The 20,796-nt window shown below is 59.2% G+C and carries 15 protein-coding genes; 7 read left to right on the forward strand and 8 right to left on the reverse strand.

Features of this window, described 5'->3' with window-relative positions; translation table 11 throughout:
- Positions 1-178 precede the first annotated feature (178 nt).
- Positions 179-1,039, reverse strand: coding sequence for a vWA domain-containing protein (locus tag RIKMI_RS0103285; protein ID WP_027290410.1), 861 nt, complete (start codon positions 1,037-1,039; stop codon positions 179-181).
- Between the two features lie 622 nt (positions 1,040-1,661).
- On the opposite strand from RIKMI_RS0103285, the gene RIKMI_RS15100 reads away from it, so the two are divergent.
- The 3 genes from RIKMI_RS15100 (at position 1,662) to RIKMI_RS0103295 (ending at position 4,564) form a co-directional block, all read left to right on the forward strand.
- Positions 1,662-1,862 (forward strand): hypothetical protein, encoded by a 201-nt coding sequence (locus RIKMI_RS15100; protein WP_156877454.1) that lies wholly within the window; start codon positions 1,662-1,664, stop codon positions 1,860-1,862.
- Between the two features lie 114 nt (positions 1,863-1,976).
- Positions 1,977-3,371, forward strand: a complete 1,395-nt coding sequence (locus RIKMI_RS0103290) for a type III PLP-dependent enzyme domain-containing protein (RefSeq protein ID WP_027290411.1) — start codon at positions 1,977-1,979, stop codon at positions 3,369-3,371.
- Positions 3,372-3,736: 365 nt separating this feature from the next.
- On the forward strand, positions 3,737-4,564 hold the full coding sequence (locus tag RIKMI_RS0103295; RefSeq protein WP_027290412.1) for a hypothetical protein: 828 nt from the start codon (positions 3,737-3,739) through the stop codon (positions 4,562-4,564).
- Between the two features lie 156 nt (positions 4,565-4,720).
- Here RIKMI_RS0103295 and RIKMI_RS0103300 read toward each other — a convergent pair whose 3' ends face one another.
- From RIKMI_RS0103300 to RIKMI_RS0103315, 4 genes are all read right to left on the reverse strand, one after another.
- Positions 4,721-5,989 (reverse strand): M16 family metallopeptidase, encoded by a 1,269-nt coding sequence (locus RIKMI_RS0103300; RefSeq protein ID WP_037291422.1) that lies wholly within the window; start codon positions 5,987-5,989, stop codon positions 4,721-4,723.
- Between the two features lie 822 nt (positions 5,990-6,811).
- On the reverse strand, positions 6,812-8,068 hold the full coding sequence (locus RIKMI_RS0103305; protein ID WP_027290414.1) for a M16 family metallopeptidase: 1,257 nt from the start codon (positions 8,066-8,068) through the stop codon (positions 6,812-6,814).
- Positions 8,069-8,178: 110 nt separating this feature from the next.
- Positions 8,179-8,637, reverse strand: a complete 459-nt coding sequence (locus tag RIKMI_RS0103310) for a GNAT family N-acetyltransferase (protein WP_037291424.1) — start codon at positions 8,635-8,637, stop codon at positions 8,179-8,181.
- 3 nt (positions 8,638-8,640) lie between these two features.
- Entirely contained in the window at positions 8,641-9,714 is a 1,074-nt protein-coding gene (locus tag RIKMI_RS0103315; RefSeq protein WP_027290416.1) for a nucleoid-associated protein, read from the reverse strand.
- Between the two features lie 293 nt (positions 9,715-10,007).
- On the opposite strand from RIKMI_RS0103315, the gene RIKMI_RS0103320 reads away from it, so the two are divergent.
- From RIKMI_RS0103320 to RIKMI_RS0103335, 4 genes are all read left to right on the forward strand, one after another.
- Positions 10,008-12,146, forward strand: a complete 2,139-nt coding sequence (locus RIKMI_RS0103320; RefSeq protein ID WP_037291427.1) for a prolyl oligopeptidase family serine peptidase — start codon at positions 10,008-10,010, stop codon at positions 12,144-12,146.
- Positions 12,147-12,382: 236 nt separating this feature from the next.
- Entirely contained in the window at positions 12,383-12,850 is a 468-nt protein-coding gene (locus RIKMI_RS0103325) for an alanyl-tRNA editing protein (RefSeq protein ID WP_027290418.1), read from the forward strand.
- A 4-nt stretch (positions 12,851-12,854) separates the two neighbouring features.
- A complete protein-coding gene (locus RIKMI_RS0103330) occupies positions 12,855-14,015 on the forward strand; it encodes a glycoside hydrolase family 3 protein (protein ID WP_027290419.1) in 1,161 nt (386 codons plus the stop codon).
- 514 nt (positions 14,016-14,529) lie between these two features.
- Positions 14,530-15,321 (forward strand): DUF5689 domain-containing protein, encoded by a 792-nt coding sequence (locus tag RIKMI_RS0103335; protein ID WP_027290420.1) that lies wholly within the window; start codon positions 14,530-14,532, stop codon positions 15,319-15,321.
- Positions 15,322-15,594: 273 nt separating this feature from the next.
- Here RIKMI_RS0103335 and RIKMI_RS0103345 read toward each other — a convergent pair whose 3' ends face one another.
- From RIKMI_RS0103345 to RIKMI_RS0103355, 3 genes are all read right to left on the reverse strand, one after another.
- On the reverse strand, positions 15,595-16,455 hold the full coding sequence (locus RIKMI_RS0103345) for a sigma-70 family RNA polymerase sigma factor (protein WP_027290421.1): 861 nt from the start codon (positions 16,453-16,455) through the stop codon (positions 15,595-15,597).
- A gap of 182 nt (positions 16,456-16,637) precedes the next feature.
- Complete coding sequence (locus RIKMI_RS0103350) at positions 16,638-18,155, reverse strand: Do family serine endopeptidase (RefSeq protein ID WP_027290422.1); 1,518 nt, start codon at positions 18,153-18,155, stop codon at positions 16,638-16,640.
- Positions 18,156-19,048: 893 nt separating this feature from the next.
- Positions 19,049-20,662: an alkaline phosphatase family protein gene (locus tag RIKMI_RS0103355; protein WP_027290423.1), complete on the reverse strand. Its 1,614-nt coding sequence runs from the start codon at positions 20,660-20,662 to the stop codon at positions 19,049-19,051.
- Positions 20,663-20,796 lie beyond the last annotated feature (134 nt).

The following is a 20,796-nucleotide window of genomic DNA, read 5'->3' on the forward strand; positions in this document are numbered from 1 at the left end:
CTTTCCTGATTATATACGATTGGTATACCAAACCTATTCGGCGGTAATTTCCCGCTATCGGCTCAGCGGTGCCGCCGGGAGTTCTTTTTGTCGAAAAAGTCAGGCGCGGAGCCGAAACGAAGCTACCGGGAAATTTGTGTAAAACCGTATCCCGATACTATAAATTTTTTCGACCGGTTCATAACAGCAGATTCGATGTGGCCGTACCGATGTTCATCATCCGCACCAGATCGGTCATGTTCGCATTGTACGCCATGCCGCGCACGCCGTCGGCGGCGTGTCCCGTCACGAGCGCGATTTCGTCGCGGTAGAGCGCCGGCATCGGGCTCGATATGTCGAACAGCAGCCGCGCGTAACGATCTTCCGGCAGTTCGCCTGCCGAGGCGGGGAAAAGCACCGGTTCCGAATTGGAACCGGAGATATGGACGTTGAGCAACAGGACGTTACCGTCCGCCGTGGCGAGCGAACGCAGTTTGGCTGCCGCAGCGGTCAGCTGCCGCGGATCGGCGTCGGTCGCCTCGCCGTCGGTGATGTTGATGACGGTAGGCGGATAACACGGCTGTCCTTTGTGCCGGGCGCACCACCCTTTCAGCAGGCCGTAGGCCGTTCGGAAAGCCTCGTGCATCGGCGTGTTCCATTCGGATGCGGGTCGTACCCATATCTTTTCCCGCATCACGGTAGCCACCCGCCGTCCGTCGGGCAGCGTGCGCATCCGCTGCACGTCGCGCACCTCGACCGGATTGTCGGCCAGCATATCGGGATTCAGGAACCAGTCTTCGCCGACGGTAGGCAGCGCCGACCGCACTTCGGAACCGGAGTAACCGAGTACGGCGATGTCGTAATAGGGCTGGTAGCCTCCATCTCGCCGCGAGCGGGCGACCAGCTCTGCGAGCAGGGCGTTGATGGCCGATGCCACGGCCTGCGCTTTCGCGACGGTCTGCCCGTTCCACCGGGCCGGCTCGGCCATGGAACCGGACTGATCGACCAGCAGCACGACGGCCGTCGGACAGGATTGCGTGATCCGTGCGAGGTAACTCATGGATGAGAAAAATCTTAAGATAGCAAATCCGGATTTAGTCGCTCCGGGCCGGAAAGTACCCCGATGCCCGACAATAACGTTTTCCTTACGTCTTTTTTAAGTAGGTTTATTACCATGTCCTCCCTTAGTCAGGCCGGAGCCACCCCCGGCGTAGGCCTGCAACTGCGCGGTGCTTGTTGCGGCCCCGCCGGCTCCGGACGACAACATATAAATTTAACCGTACCGTTATTTTTCATTCGGGTCGGGTGCCCGGGAGAGGCTCGGGTAGTTACAGCCCGGCCCCCTGTACCGCTCGGCACAGGGCCTCCCGTGGGGGAGGCGTCCGGCCCGCCCGCTAACGCGGAAGCTTAGTTTTAACCGTAGGGTTAAAATGCTTTCCCCATTCGGCTTTGCGCCCACCCCCCGAAGCCGCAAAGCGGCTTGGGCGCGAAAGCCGGCGATTCTGAAGAATCGCATCAATAAAAACCCTACGTTTGTTTGCCGAAGGCCGCAGCCGGCGGGGGATAGGGTACTTACAGCCCGGTTCGAGAACCGAGCGGCACCGGACCTCCGCTGCGGGTGGCTCCGGCCTGCACGATCCAAGGTCGCAGGATTTTTACCGCACACAAATTCTACAACTTTCATGCGGACTCCCAAATATCAGGCAGAAACACGCCTGTACAAACGTTGCGACCAGACAAATATAGCGCTTGTTCCGGACATTCCGCATCCTGTTCGCCTGCCGGCGGCGACTTTCTTTCCGACATGGGGAAGCCCGGTCGAGCGGCGGGCGGAAGAATCCGGTGAAAATCCGGGGGAGAATCATGGCGGAACCGAAAAATGATTGCATCTTTGCACCGCATTTCGCGTTTCAAAGAGCGATCCGCCTCAGACGGATCGCCCGGCGAAGCGCGAAGCAGCGAAGCCGCCTAACCCTCAACCTGCCAATCCGACGCAGATGAAGAACAAATATATCGACCTCATCGAGCAGACTTTCGAGTTCCCCCAGGATGAATTTTCCGTGGTGGACAGCAGTCTCCAGTTCCACGACGTACCGCTGATGGACATCATCAAACAGTACGGGACCCCGCTGAAGATCACCTACCTGCCCAAGATCAGTTCGCAGATCCAGCGGGCCAAGAAGATCTTCAACGTGGCGATGGCCAAGGTCGATTACCGGGGCAGCTACAACTATTGCTACTGCACCAAAAGTTCGCACTTCAGCTTCGTGCTCGAAGAGGCGCTCAAGAACAAGATCAACCTCGAAACCTCGTCGGCCTACGACATCCACATCATCAACGCGCTGTACGACGGCGGGATGCTGGACAAGGACACCTTTATCGTCTGCAACGGGTACAAACGGCCCCAATACGTCGAGAATATCGCCGGACTGATCAACAACGGGTTCATCAACACGATCCCCGTGATCGACAACAAAGAGGAACACGAACTGCTGGACGCGGCGATCGAAAAACCGTGCTTCGTCGGTATCCGCATCGCGTCGGAAGAGGAGCCGAAATTCGACTTCTATACTTCGCGCCTCGGTATCCGTTACCGCGAAATCAAGAATTACTACCTCGAAAAGATCAAGCCCAGCAAGAAGTTCAGGCTTAAAATGCTGCACTTCTTCATCAACACCGGCATCCGCGACACGGCATACTACTGGAACGAGCTTTCCAAGTGCCTCGCGGTTTACTGCGAACTGAAGAAAGTATGCCCGGAGCTGGACTCGCTGAACATCGGCGGAGGCTTCCCGATCAAAAATTCGCTGGCCTTCGATTACGACTACGAATACATGGCCGAAGAGATCGTGGCCCAGATCAAGAACTACTGCAACGTGAACGGGATCGAGGAACCCAACATATTCACCGAGTTCGGGTCGTTCACCGTGGGCGAAAGCGGCGCGACCCTCTATTCGATCATCAATCAGAAGCAGCAGAACGACCGCGAGCTGTGGTATATGATCGACAGCTCGTTCATGACCACGCTGCCCGACACGTGGGGCATCAACCAGCGGTTCATGATGCTGCCCATCAACAACTGGGACAAGGAATACCAGCGCGTGTTCCTCGGCGGCCTCACCTGCGACAGCGAAGATTACTACAACGCCGAAGCGCACCAGAACGCGATCTTTCTGCCGAAGCTCTGCCCGGGCGACACGCAGTACATCGGGTTCTTCCATACCGGGGCCTACCAGGAATCGCTGGGCGGTTACGGCGGCATCCAGCACTGCCTGATCCCGGCGCCGAAACACATCATCATCGACCGCGACAAGGACGACAACGAGTACTATACGCGGCTTTTCGCCAAGGAACAAAGCTACCGGGCGATGATGCGCATCCTGGGATACTGACCGGGACGCCGCTCCGCGTCCGGACACGGACGGGACGACGCGGCAACGCCGGATACGATACGAAACCGTGCGGCATCGGACGCCCGCACGGTTCCGTATTTTTTAACGGGATCATCCTTTTCGCGACTATATACTTTACCCGGAATCGGGGAGCGATCTCCCCTAAACGGTCTCGCGGTGCCGAGCGGCACCGCGGGACCGGGACTTTTCTCTGCTTAAGGAGGCGGGCGCGGGCCGGGATATATTGAAAATCAAGCGGGCATATAATAAGGGTAAATACGCCTTTTTTAATAAAGGAAACTGTCCGTTTGCACCCGATCGGGAAATTTTGCTTATCTTTAGAGAGACCTAAACTCCTGACCGCCATGAAACTCCTTCCGATCATCGCAGGATTCGCGCTGGCCCTGTACCTGCCGGCTGCGGCGCAGTCTGCGGAAACTCCCCGCGAAGCCGACCGGGGCAACGTGCAGCTGAAGCTCGGCAACGGTTCCGTCGTTTCGGGAAATGTCGTCTATGTCAGTCCCGACGGCCGGATCGTCGAACTCCGGACCGCGTCGGGCAGCCAGCCCGTCTGGTTCGGCGACATCGAATCCGTCAGGCGGGGCAAAGAAGACGCCCGCTGGCGGAAACGACCCGACCCGTGGCGTTTCCGGGAACGTTACGACCCGGCCTGGAAAGACCCGCTTCGCTGGGAATTCGGCTTTTACGGCGACTACGGCTTCGGAGTGGGCAGGAACGGGCTGGACCGTTACGAAGTCGGACTCAACCTGCGTTACGGACTGAACCAGTACCTGTTCGTGGGCGCAGGCGTGGGTATCAACAGCATCATGGAGGTGAACCGGATCGCGAATTCGATATTCGCCAGCGAAGTCAATACGACGGGGTGCGCAGTGTTCGCCAACCTGAGAGGCTATTTCCGCAACCGCGGCATACGCCCGTTCGCCGACCTGCGGATCGGTTACAACCTGCCGACGAGCACCTACGGCGACAACCAGTCGCGCCGCTTTTCCGACGAAGGGGTATTGCTGCGCCTGTCGGCGGGCATTACGGCGATCGACCGCAGCGACATCGCCTACAGTTTCGCGGTGGGCTACCACATGCATTCGGTGGAGCTGACGGAGCTGAACAAAGACTCCTTCCGGCGCATGTCGGGATCGGTGGCCCTCCAGTTCGCCGTCACGTTCCGCTGGTAAGGGTATGCTTCCGGCCCCATATACGGCTCTTTAGTCCATCTTATTCCCCTGCCTGACTTTTAGCAGCCCGCTCCGGTTCGCGGAGCCTGCGCCGTCCGAATTCTCCGCTGGCCGAAACCCGGTGCCGCTCGACGCACGACATTCCCGGCGCGGGGGTCAGGCGCCGACGATCACCGTGGTAAACGAGGCCGGGTCGAGCCAGCGGGCCGCCAGCTCCCGGACGCGCTCCGGCGTGATCGTGCGCACCTCATCGAAAAAGGCCGCCGTCGCTTCGTTCGTCATGCCGCACTGGACATTCTCGATGGTCACGTCCGCGATGCCGAACGGCCCGTCCAGAATACGCATCATCTCGCCGGCGATGATGTTCCGCACCATATCCAGCTCGGCCGCCGGTACCGTTTCGGTGCGCAGGCGTTCCACCTCTTTGAGAATCTCCGCCACGGCATCGTCGGTCGCCGCCGCCGTCACATCCGAGGCCACGGCGAAATAGCCCGTGTGCTGCATGTTCAGCATCGCCGCATATATGCCGTAGGTATATCCTTTGTCTTCGCGCAGGTTTTTCACCAGCCGCGAGCCGAAATAGCCGCCCAGCACCGTCGCCGCCACCTGCATGCCGTTGAAGTCCGGATGACCTTTCGGGAAAAGCACCTTGCCGATACGGATCGACGATTGCAGGGCGCCGGCGCGTTTTTCGCGGACGAGGGACGTCGGACTCACCGGCGGGATGCCGGGGTCGGCCGGAGCCGTTTCGCTGCCGAAACAGGAGAGGAAGGCGGCCAGCGTGTCGGCGGTCTGCGGCCCGATCTGCCCGGAGGCCACCGCGAAGAGATTTCCGCCCGTATAATAGGTGTCATAGAATGTCCGGATCGCCGCCGCCGTCAGGCGGTCGTATTCCGCCGCGGGCGATACGCGCCCGTAAGGGTGGTCTTTGCCGAAAAGCGCTTCGGAAAAGCGTTCGCGGGCCTGGTACGACGGTTTTTCGCGCTCGATGGTCAGCTGTTGTTTCCGTTTGGAAACGTATATCTCCAGTTCCCGCTGCGGGAAGAGCGGCTTGAACAGGATTTCGCCCAGTATCTCCAGCGTCCTGTCCAGAAAACGGCTCAGGCAGCTCACGGTCACGACGGAATAGTCGCGGTCGATCGAGGTGTCGTAATAGATGCCGTAAAAGTCGAACATTTCGGCGATCCGGGCGGCCGTGTAACGTGCCGTCCCTTCGCTCATCAAGTTCAGGGCCGTCGAAGCGGCGAACGCCGCGGGCTGGTAACGCGTCCCGGCTCCGAAAACGAGGCTCAGGCGCACCAGGGGCTGCGTTCCTGCGTCGATGGTCCAGAGGCGGATGCCGCCGGGCAGCGTAACCTGCCCGGCGGACGGGATGTCGAGCCGGTCGGGCAGCCGGAACGGGGGTTGTACGGTACGGTCTAACATGGTTTGCGATATATTCTATTGTAGTTTCAACTTGTGCGGGCCGAAAATCGGGTAAATATATACGACTTTACCCTGTATGATATGCCCACCTGATTTTCAGTATATTTCGGTCCGCGCTCGCCTCCTTAAGCAGAGAAAAGCCCCGGTCCCCGGTGCCGAGCGGTACCGCAGGGCCGTTTAGGGAGGTCATTACCCGATTTTGGGTAATGTCGTATCTGCTTACCGAAAATCGTTGTCACGCAAGACGGATTGCACATTACTGAAAATCAGGGCCGGAGCCTGCGGGGCGCATACGAGCCGGGGGAATATCAACTGCGCTGTTGTTTGTTTTTCGCATCGCCGTTCGGCTATGTAAGCAAACTTACATAGCTCTCGCCGGCAGCGTCGGTTGCAATCTTTCGCCCGGAGTGGCTCCGGCCTGACGTGGCTCGCTCCGTTCGCCGCCTATCCTTATCTGTCTTTGCGACTTTTGCTGAAAATGACCAATCTCCTTATTATTCGGCCATGCACGCGGGAGTTTGAAGATACTGCGCTTATGCCGCGCCGGGCCGATGATGCTGCGTATCGCTAATCATCCTTAAAAGCTAACGACGGCTTGCCGAAATTCCCAATGAACGAATCCAATGGCCGCGCGCCGGGCGAAATCTGTCTTTTTCAGCTGACGCTAAAAAAGTCGTCTTTCGCTTTTCAGGCGTGGCGCGCGGCAGTACGGGACTGCCCTTACGCCGGGCGGGCGGTGCGTGCCGCAATCCCTAATAACGGTAACTACCTCAATGTCCCCGCGCCGGGCTTGCGATGCTGCGTATCGCCTGACCGTACAACTTATTTTGCAGCGGATGCCTCCGCATCGGCAAGGTAAAGCAGCGTCGAACTGTTCTCCGGACGGAAAATGCGCTGCGAAACGGACTGTATCTCTTCCGGAGTCACCGAATTGTGCTCCGCGACCTCGGCGTTGATCATCGCCGCGTCGCCCAGCATTTCGAAGTAGGCCAGGTTCATCGCCTTGTTCAGCACGTTGATCTCGCCGAAAACGTTGTTCGCCTCGAACTTGTTCTTGACTTTCTCCAGCTCGTAATCGCCCACCGGTTCGGTTTTCAGCAGTTCCAGCTCCCGCCACAGGGCCGCCTCGGCCTCTTCCGGAGATACGCCTTCCATAACGTGGCCCGTCACTAAGAACAGCCCCGGATCGACGTCGCCCGATATGTAGGCGTTCACGTTGGAAAACAGCGTCCGTTCCTTGACCAGCCGCTGATAGAGGCGGCTCGAAGTGCCGTTGCTGAGGATGTCCGACACGACGTCGCACACCGTGGCTTCGCGGCTGAGCCGGGGCCCCATGTGGAAAGCGATGTAAACGACCGAGGCCGGTACCGGCCTGCGTACCTCCAGCCGCCGGGCCGCGGTCTGTTCCGGTTCCTGCGGGATGTCGTCCCGGACGGGTTCGCCTGCCGGAATCGGTCCGAACCATTTTTCGGCCAACTCGAAAACGCGGGCGGCGGGTATGTCGCCCGCGACGGAAAGAATGGCGTTGCCGGGTTTGTAATAGCGGTCGAAGAAAGCGCGTACCTGATCCATGGTGGCGCTGCGGATGTGTTCGATGTCGCGTCCGATGGTGGCCCACCGGTAGGGATGCCGCTCGTAGGCCAGCGGCCGAAGCAGTAGCCAGATGTCGCCGTAGGGCTGGTTCAGGTAACGCTGGGCGAACTCCTCGACGACCACTTTGCGTTGCACTTCAAGGCTCTTTTCGTTGAAAGCGAGCGACAGCATCCGGTCGGATTCGAGCCACAGGGCGGTCTCGATATTCTCTTTGGGCAGGGCCAGGTAATAATTCGTATAGTCGTTGTTGGTGAAGGCGTTGTTCTCGCCGCCGGCCAGCTGCACAGGTTCGTCGTAGCTGGGAATATGCGCCGACCCGCCGAACATGAGGTGTTCGAACAGATGGGCGAACCCCGTTCGGTCGTAGTCTTCGTTCCGGGCGCCGACTTTGTAGAGCACATTGACGGCGGCCATCGGGGTCGAGGGATCTTCGTGCGCGATGACGGTCAGCCCGTTGGCGAGCGTTTTTTTCTGGAATGCGATCATAGCGACCCCAAAGATACGCATTCTTGGCGGGAAGTGCGGCGCAGAGGCGGAAAACGAAAACCGGCAGGGCCGCGGAAGCCCGATTGCCGCCGGCAAAGATGGGACGGTCTCTACCCGGTCGTCCGCGTCAGGTAAATCATATCCCGGCACCGGCTGCCGTCTTCGTCGATCACCGGTTCCGGATAGTTGTCCGTAAAAAAGTTCCGGACGGTGTGCGAATAGCGGAATCCGCACCGCTCGTAAAAGGGAACGCCGCCGTCGCTGGTACCCACGGTCAGTACGGGGAATTTCCCGGCATAACGGGCGCAGAGGTCGTCCAGTATTCGCCGTCCCCACCCCTGCCGTTGGAAAGCGGGCGCGACGGCGAGGTTTTTGATCTCGCCGCGGCGATCGACCACGGCTTCGCCGACCGTTTCGCCGCAGCCTGTGCGCCAGACGAACATGTCGCTGCCGTCTATGTAGCGGGCGACCATCGCGTCCGACGGATCGGCCAGCAGGAGCAGGTCGCGGAACGCCCGTTTGCCGGCCGCCGCGACGATCCGTTCGACAGTATGTTCCTTATGGTTCATCGGTTACGTTTCGTTTTCGAAGAAAAGCTGGTAATAGTGCATGCCGGTCGCGTCGTCGAACTCTTTGCGGATCAACTGCCGGTCGCCGTGGACGTAGATGTGGAAATTCCGGTCGAGCTTGATGACGCTTTTGATGCCTCTGGCCTGCCGCTTGACGGCCGGGGCCGAAATTTCGAAGCGGTCGGCGATCTCCATTTCATGCTGTTTCTCGTAATCTTCCTTGTAGCTTTTGAAGCTGTCGATCACTTCGGGCTGGCCGATCACTTCGGCGGCGAATTCGCCCAGGTCGAACGACTCTTTTTCTTTGAAGAACGCGACCGATTTGTTGAGCAGGTCGGCCTGGTCGGCTTTCGACACTTCGTACTGCTGCGGCAGCTGTCGGGTGACGAAACTTTTGCACAGGGCCAGCGTAGCGGCGGTCTGGTAGTAGTCGTCCTGCCGCTGGCGGACGCGCAGGAATTCGTCCATCCAGTAGCGTGCTTCGGTGCGGTTGGTGTTGTCCACGACGGCCACGAGGCAGCCGTTCTCGCGCTCGGTGTTGAAGACGAGGCAGCCTTTGTCGAGCCGGTTGATGTCGATTCCCTGCTGGCTTTCGATTTCGAAGCCGCCGCCCTGGGGCCATACGCGCAGAAAGGTCTCTTTGTTTTCGGATTTGAACAGCCCTACGGCATCGACGGTCTCGCCGTCCGCGATGCAGCCGCGCAGCAGGGCGACGTAGAATTCGCCGCCTTTGATTTTCGGATGGGTGCTTTGCTCGTAGAGGTGCCGGGCCAGCGCGACGGACTGTTCGTAGAATATCTCGCCGCAACGGTCGGGCGGCGCGTCGAATATCTTGGATACGAAGGAGTAAACTTCGTTCAGGGCGATGTCGCTGTCGTGGTGCAGGCGGTAGTATTCGGATGCGGCGACGGTGCCTTCTTTCGAAAAGGGGTTGGTGAAGTAGGCGGCCAGCAGTTCCCGCACGCGCTCGCTGATGTCGAGCAGGCTGTCGGAAATATGTATGCCGTCGTCGTTGGTCTTGTTACCTACCTGGTGCAGGGCGATCAGCTCCAGTTCCGCTTCGTCGCAATAAATCATAACCCTCTGATTTTAACATCATTCTTTTATTCGTAGTATTTCGGTTTGAGGCAACCGGACATATAAAAAAGCATGGGCCTCATATTTTTCCGCAAGTGGCAGACGTTGGCGGGGATGTCTGCCTGAAAAAACACAAGGCCCATGCGAAAAGTATCTTTCAGAACCTGCGTAAGACAGGGACGATATGCACAGGATTACACCGCAAAGATAAAAACAAAAAACGAAATCCCGCGAAAAAACATTAAATTTACTTTTCGAAACAGCGCCGAACGCGATCCAAATACCGGATATATATGAGCTTCCATACCCTTTGCGGCCTCGCCGCCATTACCGCAGCCTTGACGAGCTGCCAAAACGCCATGACCATCAAGACCAAGCCTTACCCCGTCGCCCGCATGGACACCACCGTGCAGGACAACTACCACGGCACCATCGTGAAAGACCCCTACCGCTGGCTCGAAGACGACAACTCCGCCGAGACCGCCGCATGGGTCCGGGCCCAGAACGAAGTCACGCAGGACTACCTGTCGCAGATACCTTACCGCGGCCGCATCGAAGAACGCCTCACGCAGCTCTACGACTATCCGAAAGAGGGCACCCCGTTCCGCGTCGGCGAATACTACTTCTTCTACAAGAACGACGGCCTGCAAAACCAGAGCGTACTCTACTACCAGAAAGGACTGGACGGCGCCCCGGAAGTGTTCCTCGACCCCAACGCCCTCTCCGACAACGGTACCGCGGCGCTGAATACCGTCACCTTTTCGAAAGACGACCGATACGCCGCCTACTCCGTCTCCCGCTCCGGCTCGGACTGGGTCGAGATTTTCGTGATGGAGGTCGCCACGCGCAAACAGCTCGCCGACAAGATCGAATGGGTCAAATTCAGCGGCGCGAGCTGGGGACGGGACGGTTTCTATTACAGCCGTTACGACGCTCCCGCGCCCGGAACCAGCGCTTATTCCGCCAAAAACGAGTACCAGAAAGTCTATTTCCACAAACTGGGTACTCCCCAGACCGAAGACGTGCTCGTCTATGAAGACCGGGAACATCCGCTGCGCTACTTCTCCGGTTTCGTGAGCGACGACTTCAAGTGGCTCTTCATCGTCGCCTCCGAAGGGACGAGCGGCACAGAGATACTTTACAAGAACACGACCGTGCCCGGCGCACCGTTCAAAACGCTGTTCAAAGGCTTCGCCAACGACTACGCGGTGATCGACTGCGAGGACGACAAGGCGCTGGTACTGACCAACGACGCCGCGCCGAATTTCCGGCTGGTGTCGGTCGATCTGAACGCGGCCGCCCCCGCCGTTACGGATGTGATCCCGCAGAGCGAAAACCTGCTGCAATGGGTCACCACGGCAGGCGGGGCTATCTTCGCCGGTTATCTGAAAGACGCTTCGAGCCGCGTTTATCAGTACGACAGAACGGGGAAACAGGTGCGCGAGATTCCGCTTCCGGGCATCGGCACCGCCGCCGGCTTCGACGGCAAGAAAGACGACAAGGAGGTCTTCTACGGATTCAGCAGTTTCAACGTGCCGCCGACTTCGTACCGCTACTCCATCGCCGACGGTACCTCGACCCTCTACCGCCAGACGAAAGTGAACTTCGACGTATCCTCGTTCCAGGTGGACCAGGTGTTCTACACCTCTAAAGACGGCACGCGGGTGCCGATGTTCCTGGTTTACAAAAAAGGATTGAAGCGCGACGGCAACAACCCCGTGTACCTTTACGCCTACGGCGGTTTCAACATCAGCCGCACGCCGGGCTTCTCGGCGTCGAACATCCTGCTGCTGGAGCAGGGCGGCATCTATGCGCTGGCGAACATCCGGGGCGGGGGCGAATACGGCGAGGCATGGCACCGGGCCGGGATGCTGGAAAAGAAACAGAATGTCTTCGACGATTTCATCGCCGCGGCGGAGTACCTGATCGCGGAAAAATACACCTCGCCGAAGAAGCTGGCCATCGCGGGCGGCTCGAACGGGGGACTGCTGATCGGGGCGTGCCTGACGCAGCGGCCCGACCTGTACTGCGCGACGTTCCCGATGGTGGGGGTGCTGGACATGCTGCGTTACCACCGCTTCACGATCGGCTGGGGCTGGGTCGTGGAGTACGGCTCGGCGGACAATGCGACGGATTTCCCGTACCTGTACAAGTACTCGCCGCTGCACAACATCCGGCCGGGCGTGTGCTACCCGCCGACGATGATCATGACGGCGGACCACGACGACCGGGTGGTGCCGGCGCATTCGTTCAAGTTCGGGGCGACGCTCCAGGCGGCCCAGACGGCGGCTCCGGGCTGCGACAACCCGATCCTTCTGCGTGTGGAGTCGGATGCGGGCCACGGGGCGGGCAAACCGGTGTCGAAGACGATCCGGGAACAGGCGGACATCTGGTCGTTCTTCCTTTGGAACGCCGGGGTGCGGGAGCTGTAACCTATATAGAGTTCCCGGCCTTTCGATGTCTCGGCGCGCGTCCCCCCGTGCGCCCTGCTGTCTTGCCCACGACCGAGACGGCCGTCCGGAAAGGGGGTGCTTCCGTTATTTTTTCGGCTCGCGCCGACCCTTCCGGGTCTTTTGCCGGGTTTGCACCGCCTCATGCCGGCCGGCGCGGAGCCGAAACGGAATTTGTGTAAAGTCGTATTAGTCCACCTCAGCTTTAATCTATTCTTATGAGCGAAAAAATATATCCGCCGGAAATGCATACCGCCGAACACATACTGGGCGGCACGATGGTCAGGATGTTCGGGTGCGGGCGGGCCGTGACCACCCATCTGGAGAAAAAGAAGTCCAAAGCCGATTTCGATTTCCGGAACATCGGGCGCAACCTGACGCCCGAAGAGACGGACGACCTCACGCGTATCGTCAACGACCAGATCGGCAGACATCAGGCCGTGACTGCCCGTATGGTACCGTATGCCGCGGCCGCGCAGGAGTTCGACCTTTCGCGGCTCCCCGAAACGGCCGCCGCAGGACCCGACGCCATGCTGCGCATCGTCTGCGTCGGCGATTACGACCGTTGCCCCTGTATCGGGGAACACGTCTCCAACACCTCCGAAATAGGCCGCCTGCGCATCGTCTCCACCGACTACGACGAGCAGACCGGCATCCTGCGCATACGTTTCAAACTCGACCGGTAAGCCCATGCGGAAGTTATTCGCCCTCATCGCTTTCATCGGCCTCGGCAGCCTGCCCTGCGGAGCCCTCCGGGCGCAAACCGCCGCCGACGACAGCCTGCTGCGCCGACAGGTCGGCCAGATGATCGTCGCGGGCTTCCGCGGATACGAAGCCGCCGGAGAGATAGCCCGCGACATCCAGGAGCGGGGTATAGGCGGCGTGATTTACTTCGACCGCGACGTACCTTCCGGAACGAACCGGCGCAACATCCGTTCGCCGCAACAACTGCAAAAGTTGAGCGCCGACCTGCAAACGCTGGCCCGCCGGAGCGGACATCCGCCCCTGTTCGTAGCCATCGACCAGGAGGGAGGACGCGTCGATCGGCTGAAAGCCGCGTACGGCTTCCCGCCCAGCGTCAGCGCAGCGTATCTGGGCCGTTTGAACGACCCCGACACCACGCGGAAATGGGCCTCGCTCGCCGCGGCGACCTGCCGCCGGGCCGGAATCAATGTCGATTTCGCCCCTTGCATCGACGTGGATGTCGATCCGGCCTGTCCCGTGATCGGCGCCCTCGGGCGGAGCTTTTCCGGCGATACCGCGATCGTCGCGGCACAGGCGCGGATCTGGATAGACGCTTTGCATGGCGAAGGCATATTCGGCTCGCTGAAACACTTTCCGGGGCACGGCAGTTCGCGCACCGACAGCCATATCGGGCTGCCCGACATTACGCGCACCTGGCAGCGGGAGCGGGAACTCGCCCCCTACCGGACGTTATTCGCCGAAGGTTACGCCGATTTCGTGATGGTCGGCCACCTGCTCCACCGCGGGGTGGACGCCGATTATCCGGCATCGCTTTCGCGGCGGTGGATCGAAGGCGTCCTGCGCGACGAGTTGGGATACCGGGGCGCGGTCGTCACGGACGACCTGAACATGGGAGCCATCGTGGACCGCTATTCGCTCGAAAAGGCTCTGGAGCTGGCCATCAATGCCGGGGCGGACATGGTCATCGTCGGTAATAACGGCAAGACTTACGAACCCGGTCTGACCGCCCGTACCATCGACCTGATCTGCGCGCTGGTACGCCGGGGACGCATCCCCCGCGAACGGATCGAGGAGGCCTGCACCCGTATTGCAGAGCTGAAAGCGAGGCTGGAACAGAGGCGGCCCGCCTGTCCGGAAGTCATCTGACTTTCCCGAAAATCGGGTAACGATTTCTCCGAACGGTTCTGCGGCGCCGCCCGGTACGGAAGACCGGGAGTTTTCTCTGCCGGGGTGGCACACAGCTGAAGGGGTAAAACATTTGGTCAGTATATACGACATTACCCAAAATCGGGTAACGATCTCTCTAAACGGCCCTGCGTCCAAGCCGCTTTACGGATTCGCAGGGGTGGGCGCGGGCCGAAATATACTGAAAATCAAGTGTGCATATGATATAGGATAAAGTCGTATATACTTACAAACATTTTAATCGTACGATTAAAAATAAATGGTGATTATATACTATTTTACACTACAGTAATTTTCCGGCTCGCGCCGGCTCCTTTGGGTCTTTTGCCCGGGTTGGCGTCGCCTCATACCGTCCGCACGGAACCGAAACGGGGTTTGTGTAAAGTCGTATATAGTCACCAAATGTTTTATCCATTCGACTTTTGCGCCCGCAAGGGTATGCTCTAAAAATCAGACCTAAAATATAGTCGTCCGAATGAATTTTTCCACCGATTTTCCCAGACGGATCCGGCACTTCATCCGGTTTATTCTGCCGGCCCTGCTGCTCGCCGGCTGCGATTACGATCGCTTCGGAGAGTTGCCGGAAGAAGAGTCGCCCGTCATGAATGCCAATACCACGTTGGCCAGCGTGGAACGGTTCTATCGGAACGGAGGCGTCGATTTCCCCGACGGCACGGTGGTCAGCGGAACGGTCACTACGTCCGACTCGGCGGAAAACTTTTATAAGATGCTGGTTATCCAACAGAAAGAGACGCCGCTGGCCGTCCTGACCGGAACATACGACACTTACAGCGCTTACCGGCCGGGCGGGCGGATCGCCGTACGGCTCGACGGTCTCCGGGTCGGCTTGTGGGACGGCATGTTGGCTGTCGGGGCACCGGAACCGGAATATACCGAAGGAATCGACTACATCGCCTCCGATGCCGTACTGCGGAAAATCATCGCCCGTATGGACGGCTCCGAACCGGTCGATACGCTGGAGACGTCCATCGCCGGAATATCGTCGGCACTGGCAGGAAGGCTGGTCAGACTCTCCGATGTCTTTTTCACGCAGGGAGGCCGCCATACCTGGAGCGGAGAACAGACTTTGTCTGACGCAGGTGGCCGTACGCTCCGGACTTATACCAGCCCTTATGCCTCTTTCGCGGACGACCTGCTGCCGGAAGGCCGTATCAGTCTCACGGGTATCGTCACCGTGTACCGGGATGTCGTGCAGCTCAAAGTCAGCTCTGCCGACGACGCGGTTCCGGCGACGGGCCGCTATTGAATAGCGGGAGGCCGTCCGGTGAACCTTACCGGCACCGCCCTCGGGAACCCGTCCGGCGCAAAACGGACAGTCCCGGTCTAGCTTCATGCCAGACCGGGACTGTTATTACGACCTGTCCGTTATCGCGTTCCAAACGGCCCTGCGGGAGTGTTCGGCGCATGGGGAACCGGGAGTTTTCTCCGAGGAAAGGGACGTGCGGATCTGAAATCCGATACGCACGCACAACAGAGCCAAGCCGCGTATGTACTCACCTTTTATGTAAGGGGGGAAAAATTACCCCAGATAGGTTTTGAGCTGTTTGCTGCGCGAACTGTGGCGCAGGCGGCGGATCGCTTTTTCCTTGATCTGGCGCACGCGTTCGCGGGTCAGCCCGAACTGTTCGCCGATCTCTTCGAGGGTCATCTCCGAAGTGCCGATCCCGAAGAAATACTTCACGATGTCGCGTTCGCGTTCGGTCAGCGTAGAGAGGGCGCGTTCCACCTCCGTGGAGAGCGACTCGTTGATGAGGCTGCGGTCGGCGTTGGGCGAGTCGTTGTTCACCAGCACGTCCAGCAGGCTGTTGTCTTCGCCTTCGGCGAACGGGGCGTCCACCGATACGTGGCGGCCCGAAACGCGGAGCGTATCGGCCACTTTCTCTTTCGGCAGGTCGAGCACGTTGGCCAACTCTTCGGGCGAGGGGGTCCGTTCGTTCTCCTGCTCGAAACGGGCGAACGCTTTGTTGATCTTGTTGAGCGAGCCGACCTGGTTCAGCGGCAGGCGCACGATACGCGACTGTTCGGCCAGCGCCTGGAGGATCGACTGACGGATCCACCATACGGCGTAGGAGATGAATTTGAAGCCGCGGGTTTCGTCGAATTTTTCGGCCGCCTTGATCAGTCCCAGGTTTCCTTCGTTGATCAGGTCGGGCAGCGTAAGCCCCTGGTTCTGGTACTGCTTGGCGACGGACACGACGAAGCGCAGGTTCGCTTTGGTGAGTTTTTCGAGGGCTTCCTGGTCGCCTTTTTTGATCCGCTGGGCCAGTTCGACCTCTTCTTCGACGGTTATCAAATCTTCACGCCCAATCTCCTGCAGGTATTTGTCCAGCGAGGCGCTTTCGCGATTGGTGATCGATTTGGTAATTTTTAATTGTCTCATTTATCCTGTTCTGATTGTATTTCGCTGTAGTCGGCGTTTTAATATACGTCGGAAAAACGCTTTTGTTTCGGTACAGGTGCGTTTATTTCGGAACATTGGCCGCCTGTCTGTACGGTACACACAGGCGGCCAATGAGTTGGCCATCGATTTTTCCGCGTTGTTTTCTTTCCGCCGAAGCCGTTTTAACGGCTCAGGGCCTGGTAGCTGACGATCCGTCCGTCGGGATAGATCCCGTCGATGGACTGCACTTTGTCTGTGATGCGGTTCAGGTCGCTGACGCTGGCGATCGGCGTGTCGTTGATGGCGGTGATGATATAACCGCGCTGCACGCGCGATTTGGCCAGTAGGCCGCCCGACTTGAGGTCCACGACCTGAATGCCGCCGCGGATGCGGAGTTCCTTTTTCAGCTTGTCGCTCACTTCGCGGAACGTGGCGCCGAGTTCGTCGATCAGGTTCACGTCGTCTTTCTTGACCAGTTCGGTTTTTCCGGCGCGGTTGCGCAGGGTCACGTCGTATTCCTTCACGGAACCGCCGCGTTTGACGGTTACTTTGATTTTATCGTTGGGGCGCAGTTTGGCGATGGTCTCCTGCACATCGGCCGTGGAATTCATGACCTTCCCATTGATATGGGTCAGCACGTCGCCCGCTTCGATGCCTGCGGCTTCGGCCGCGCCGTCGGCCACCACTTCGGCGATGTACATGCCGCCGGGTTCATCGATGTCGTGTTCCTTGCCGAAACGTTCCACCCAGTCGGGAGTGATGGCCTGGAAGGTGATCCCGAGCATGGCTCGCTGCACGACGCCGTATTCGCGCAGGTCGGTCACCACTTTGCGCACGATCGACGAGGGTACGGCGAACGAGTAGCCGGCATAGGCCCCGGTGGGCGATTTGATAACAGTGTTGATGCCGATCAGGTTGCCTTCGGTAGTGATCAGCGCCCCGCCGCTGTTGCCGGGATTGACGGCGGCGTCGGTCTGGATGAACGACTCGATGCCCATCTGCGAGGGCAGTACGCCGAGGCTGCGCCCTTTGGCGCTTACGATACCGGCGGTGACGGTCGAGGTCAGCCCGTAGGGGTTCCCGATGGCGAGCACCCATTCGCCGAGCCGGAGTTCTTCGGAATTTCCGAACGCAATGGTCTTCAGGTCTTTGGCGTCTATCTTCAGCAGGGCGATGTCGGTCGAGGGATCGGTACCTACCAGCGTGGCTTTATGGGTGGTGCCGTCGTGCAGGGTCACGATCAGTTCGTCGGCGTCTTCCACGACGTGGTTATTCGACACGATGTAGCCGTCGGCCGAGATAATGACGCCCGAACCGCCGGAACGGCGTTCCTGCTGCTGGGGTTGGCTTTGCTGTTGTTGCTGTTCCTGTTGCGGTCCGAAGAAGAATTCGAAGGGATCGAAACCTCCGCTGCCGAAGGGGTTGGAGAACCGCCGGACGGTATATTTCTGCCGGTTTTCGATATTGACCACGGCTTCGACGCCGTGTTCGGCGGCTGCGGTGAAGTCGGGCAGTATGTTCTGTGTCGTGCCTGCGGGAGCTGAGGCGAAGTGCGCTGCGGCCGTTTCGCCGGTATAGGTCACAACGGCGGCAGCGGGGGCCGCATTCCGTTTGGCCGCGATCCGGCTGACGCCGTATGCGGCCAGCGAACCTGCCGCTATGGAAAGCGACACGCTCAGGATAATCCATCGTTTTCTCATAGTTTCTGTATTGACTTTCTGTCTGTTAATGGTTACTGTGAGTAGATGTTCTCTTCACGGGCACGGATATTTTTTCGACGGTCTGTATCGGTTGTTCGGATTAAAAACGTTCCGACGCCGCAAAATGGTATGTACTGCGGTAAATAATCGTTCGTTTATTCTGTACTGTTCAGGTTTGAGGGTACTGTTCTCTTTGTGAACAACCGACGCTGCCAGCGTACCCAGAGACCGCTTGCGGGCTATGGTAAGCGGCGAGGAGGAACCGAGTAGCGTTCCGAGACCAAAGACCGTTCACGGTCTTTGGCAAGGTAGCACGAGGAAGCCGCAGGCAAAACAAGCGCAGCGCAGTTAGCGAGAACCGGAAAACCGACGCAGCAGCCGAACGCCGTCGAACTCGTTCGAATGGCCGAGGCGCCAGGAGGAAGGCGAAGCCAAACTTTTTGAGATGCTGGCGCATCTCCTGAGCCTGCCGGATACCCGTTGTTTTCGATTCTATTATGTTATCGGAATAGGGGGCTAAACAAATGTAAACATAGGATAGTCCCCCTATTCCGATAACATAAAAGAGTTCGCAATGCAAACGAACTTCGGTAAACTGAGGCGAAACAAAGCTGCCCGAAAGTCTTTTTGGTTCTTTTTACCTGCGGTTTCCTCGCGCTACCTCACCATAGTCCGCAAGCGGTCTCCGGATTCGCCACGCTGCTCGGTTCTTCAGAAAAAGAACGGTTGCCTCAAAAGCCTAAAACGGGACAAATAATCGTACAGTTATTTATAAAATCCGGACGCCCGGGAGCGGTCGCAATTTTCGGCGCATAAAGCGACGAATTGCGGGCCTCCCGAGGGGGAGGCGTCCGGCCCGCCCGCTGACGCGGAAACTGATTTTAAACCTACGGTTATTTCACTAAGATTTCGGCGATGGGCGTACCCGTAGCCGCCGGCGGAGGGGCGATACCGAGGATATCCGCCACCGTCGGCGCGACATCCGTCATGTTCACATCATGTTCCACATCCGTGTTTCCCACCACGCCCCCGTACCAGATCAGCGGCACATGCGTATCGTAATTGTACGGCGATCCCGAATCCGAGATCACCCCCTCCGAAAACTCGATCCAGCCGGGCATCAGATTGATCATCACATCGCCCGAATTGCGCGGGAAAAAGCTGTTCTGCATCCGTCCCATCACCCCGCCCGTGAAATGGCCGTTCTGCAAAGCCGTCGCCGTCACCGCCTGCGACACCCCGCTGAACTGGATCGCGAAATTGGCCACCGCGTTCTGCACCTCCTCCAGTTTGTGTCCCTTCTGGTAAATCAGGCCGCGGTTCAGATAGACCTGCCGGTTTTCGAACTTAAGCAACCAGTCGCCCGTCCCCAGCTGCGCCCCCAGGAAACCCGAAATAATGGCCGAAAACTGGCCGTTGTCGAACAGTCCCGCCGGCACCCGGCTGTTCGCGCGGATCGGGTCCGACGCGCCGTGGTCCGATGTCAGCACCACCAGCAGCCGGTCGCGTCCCACCTGCGTGTCCAAGAAAGAGAGCAGCGCCGCCAGATCCTCGTCCAGCCGGTAATAGCTGTCCTCCAGCTCGATCGACCCCGTGCCGTACTTCTCCCCGATGCGGCGCGATGCGTCGAAAACGATATTCAGGATGTCCGGCGCATCGTCGTTCCCCAGCCCCTCGTAGATGATCGCCTGCACCGCGAAATCCTTGACCAGCGTATTTCCCGCCGGCGAAGCGCACAGCCGGTCGTAGTCGTACTTCTTGCGCGTCAGGAAATCGAAACTGATCCCTTTGGCCGAATCGACCGCGATGTCCGTATATTCCTCGTTATGGTAAGCCTTCAGCGGCCGCGAGATTTCCCACTTCTGCGACGAATAGCCCGCCACCGAACCGCTGTCGTTGAACTTTTCCACCCATCCCGGCAGCGCCGAAACGTAATAGTTGCTCGTCACCCATCGGCCGTTCTTGCCGTTGAGCCAATAGACCGCATCCGCCGAATGGCCCCCCATCACCACCGCCGATACCGGATCGAGCGCCACGCTCACCACCTTCGCGTCCCGCACCGTCGCCTTGAGCTGATCGCCCACCGCGCTGGCGATCAGCCCGCGCGGCGAATACTGACCGTCGTACTCGTCGCTTCCCACCGTGAACGCCTTTTTGTCCGCCGCCAGATCGACCGATTCGCCCGTCGTGTAATTGAACCACCGCTGGCCGACCACCCCGTGCATCGCCGGATCGGTGCCGGTGACGATGGTAGCCAGCCCCGACCCGGTGCGGGTCAGCGCATAGTCGTACATGGCCCGCGTGCAGAGCGAACCTTCGCGTACCAGCGTATGGAACCCTTTTTCGCCGAAGTTGTCGGCGAAACGGAGCAGGTAGTCGTAACGCATCTGGCCCACCACGATATTGACCACCAGCCGGGGCTTGTGGCGGCTGATGGCCGATGCCGCGCGGGCCGCAGGAATGGCCGAGGCGGCCAGCAGGAGTATGAAGAGTTTACGAAGCATCATTCATTAAAATGTATCTGTTGTTTTTCGGCGACCGCCTGCGGAAGAGGTATACGGAACGCCTGCAGAGTGTTGCGTCGCCCGCCGGGGGGAGACGGTCGCCGCCCGCTGGCGCGGGGTCGGTTTGCCGAACTCGC

The sequence above is a fragment of the Rikenella microfusus DSM 15922 genome, assembly GCF_000427365.1.
Taxonomy (GTDB): Bacteria; Bacteroidota; Bacteroidia; order Bacteroidales; family Rikenellaceae; genus Rikenella; species Rikenella microfusus.

Excerpts from the sequence above, each read along its gene's own strand:
- RIKMI_RS0103315 (WP_027290416.1), bottom strand. The coding sequence starts at position 9,714 with ATGATTTATTGCGACGAAGCGGAACTGGAGCTGATCGCCCTGCACCAG.
- RIKMI_RS0103350 (WP_027290422.1), bottom strand. The coding sequence starts at position 18,155 with ATGAGAAAACGATGGATTATCCTGAGCGTGTCGCTTTCCATAGCGGCA.
- RIKMI_RS15100 (WP_156877454.1), top strand. The coding sequence starts at position 1,662 with ATGCGGACTCCCAAATATCAGGCAGAAACACGCCTGTACAAACGTTGC.
- RIKMI_RS0103305 (WP_027290414.1), bottom strand. The coding sequence starts at position 8,068 with ATGATCGCATTCCAGAAAAAAACGCTCGCCAACGGGCTGACCGTCATC.
- RIKMI_RS0103345 (WP_027290421.1), bottom strand. The coding sequence starts at position 16,455 with ATGAGACAATTAAAAATTACCAAATCGATCACCAATCGCGAAAGCGCC.
- RIKMI_RS0103320 (WP_037291427.1), top strand. The coding sequence starts at position 10,008 with ATGAGCTTCCATACCCTTTGCGGCCTCGCCGCCATTACCGCAGCCTTG.
- RIKMI_RS0103310 (WP_037291424.1), bottom strand. The coding sequence starts at position 8,637 with ATGAACCATAAGGAACATACTGTCGAACGGATCGTCGCGGCGGCCGGC.
- RIKMI_RS0103300 (WP_037291422.1), bottom strand. The coding sequence starts at position 5,989 with ATGTTAGACCGTACCGTACAACCCCCGTTCCGGCTGCCCGACCGGCTC.
- RIKMI_RS0103285 (WP_027290410.1), bottom strand. The coding sequence starts at position 1,039 with ATGAGTTACCTCGCACGGATCACGCAATCCTGTCCGACGGCCGTCGTG.
- RIKMI_RS0103325 (WP_027290418.1), top strand. The coding sequence starts at position 12,383 with ATGAGCGAAAAAATATATCCGCCGGAAATGCATACCGCCGAACACATA.
- RIKMI_RS0103355 (WP_027290423.1), bottom strand. The coding sequence starts at position 20,662 with ATGATGCTTCGTAAACTCTTCATACTCCTGCTGGCCGCCTCGGCCATT.
- RIKMI_RS0103290 (WP_027290411.1), top strand. The coding sequence starts at position 1,977 with ATGAAGAACAAATATATCGACCTCATCGAGCAGACTTTCGAGTTCCCC.
- RIKMI_RS0103330 (WP_027290419.1), top strand. The coding sequence starts at position 12,855 with ATGCGGAAGTTATTCGCCCTCATCGCTTTCATCGGCCTCGGCAGCCTG.
- RIKMI_RS0103335 (WP_027290420.1), top strand. The coding sequence starts at position 14,530 with ATGAATTTTTCCACCGATTTTCCCAGACGGATCCGGCACTTCATCCGG.
- RIKMI_RS0103295 (WP_027290412.1), top strand. The coding sequence starts at position 3,737 with ATGAAACTCCTTCCGATCATCGCAGGATTCGCGCTGGCCCTGTACCTG.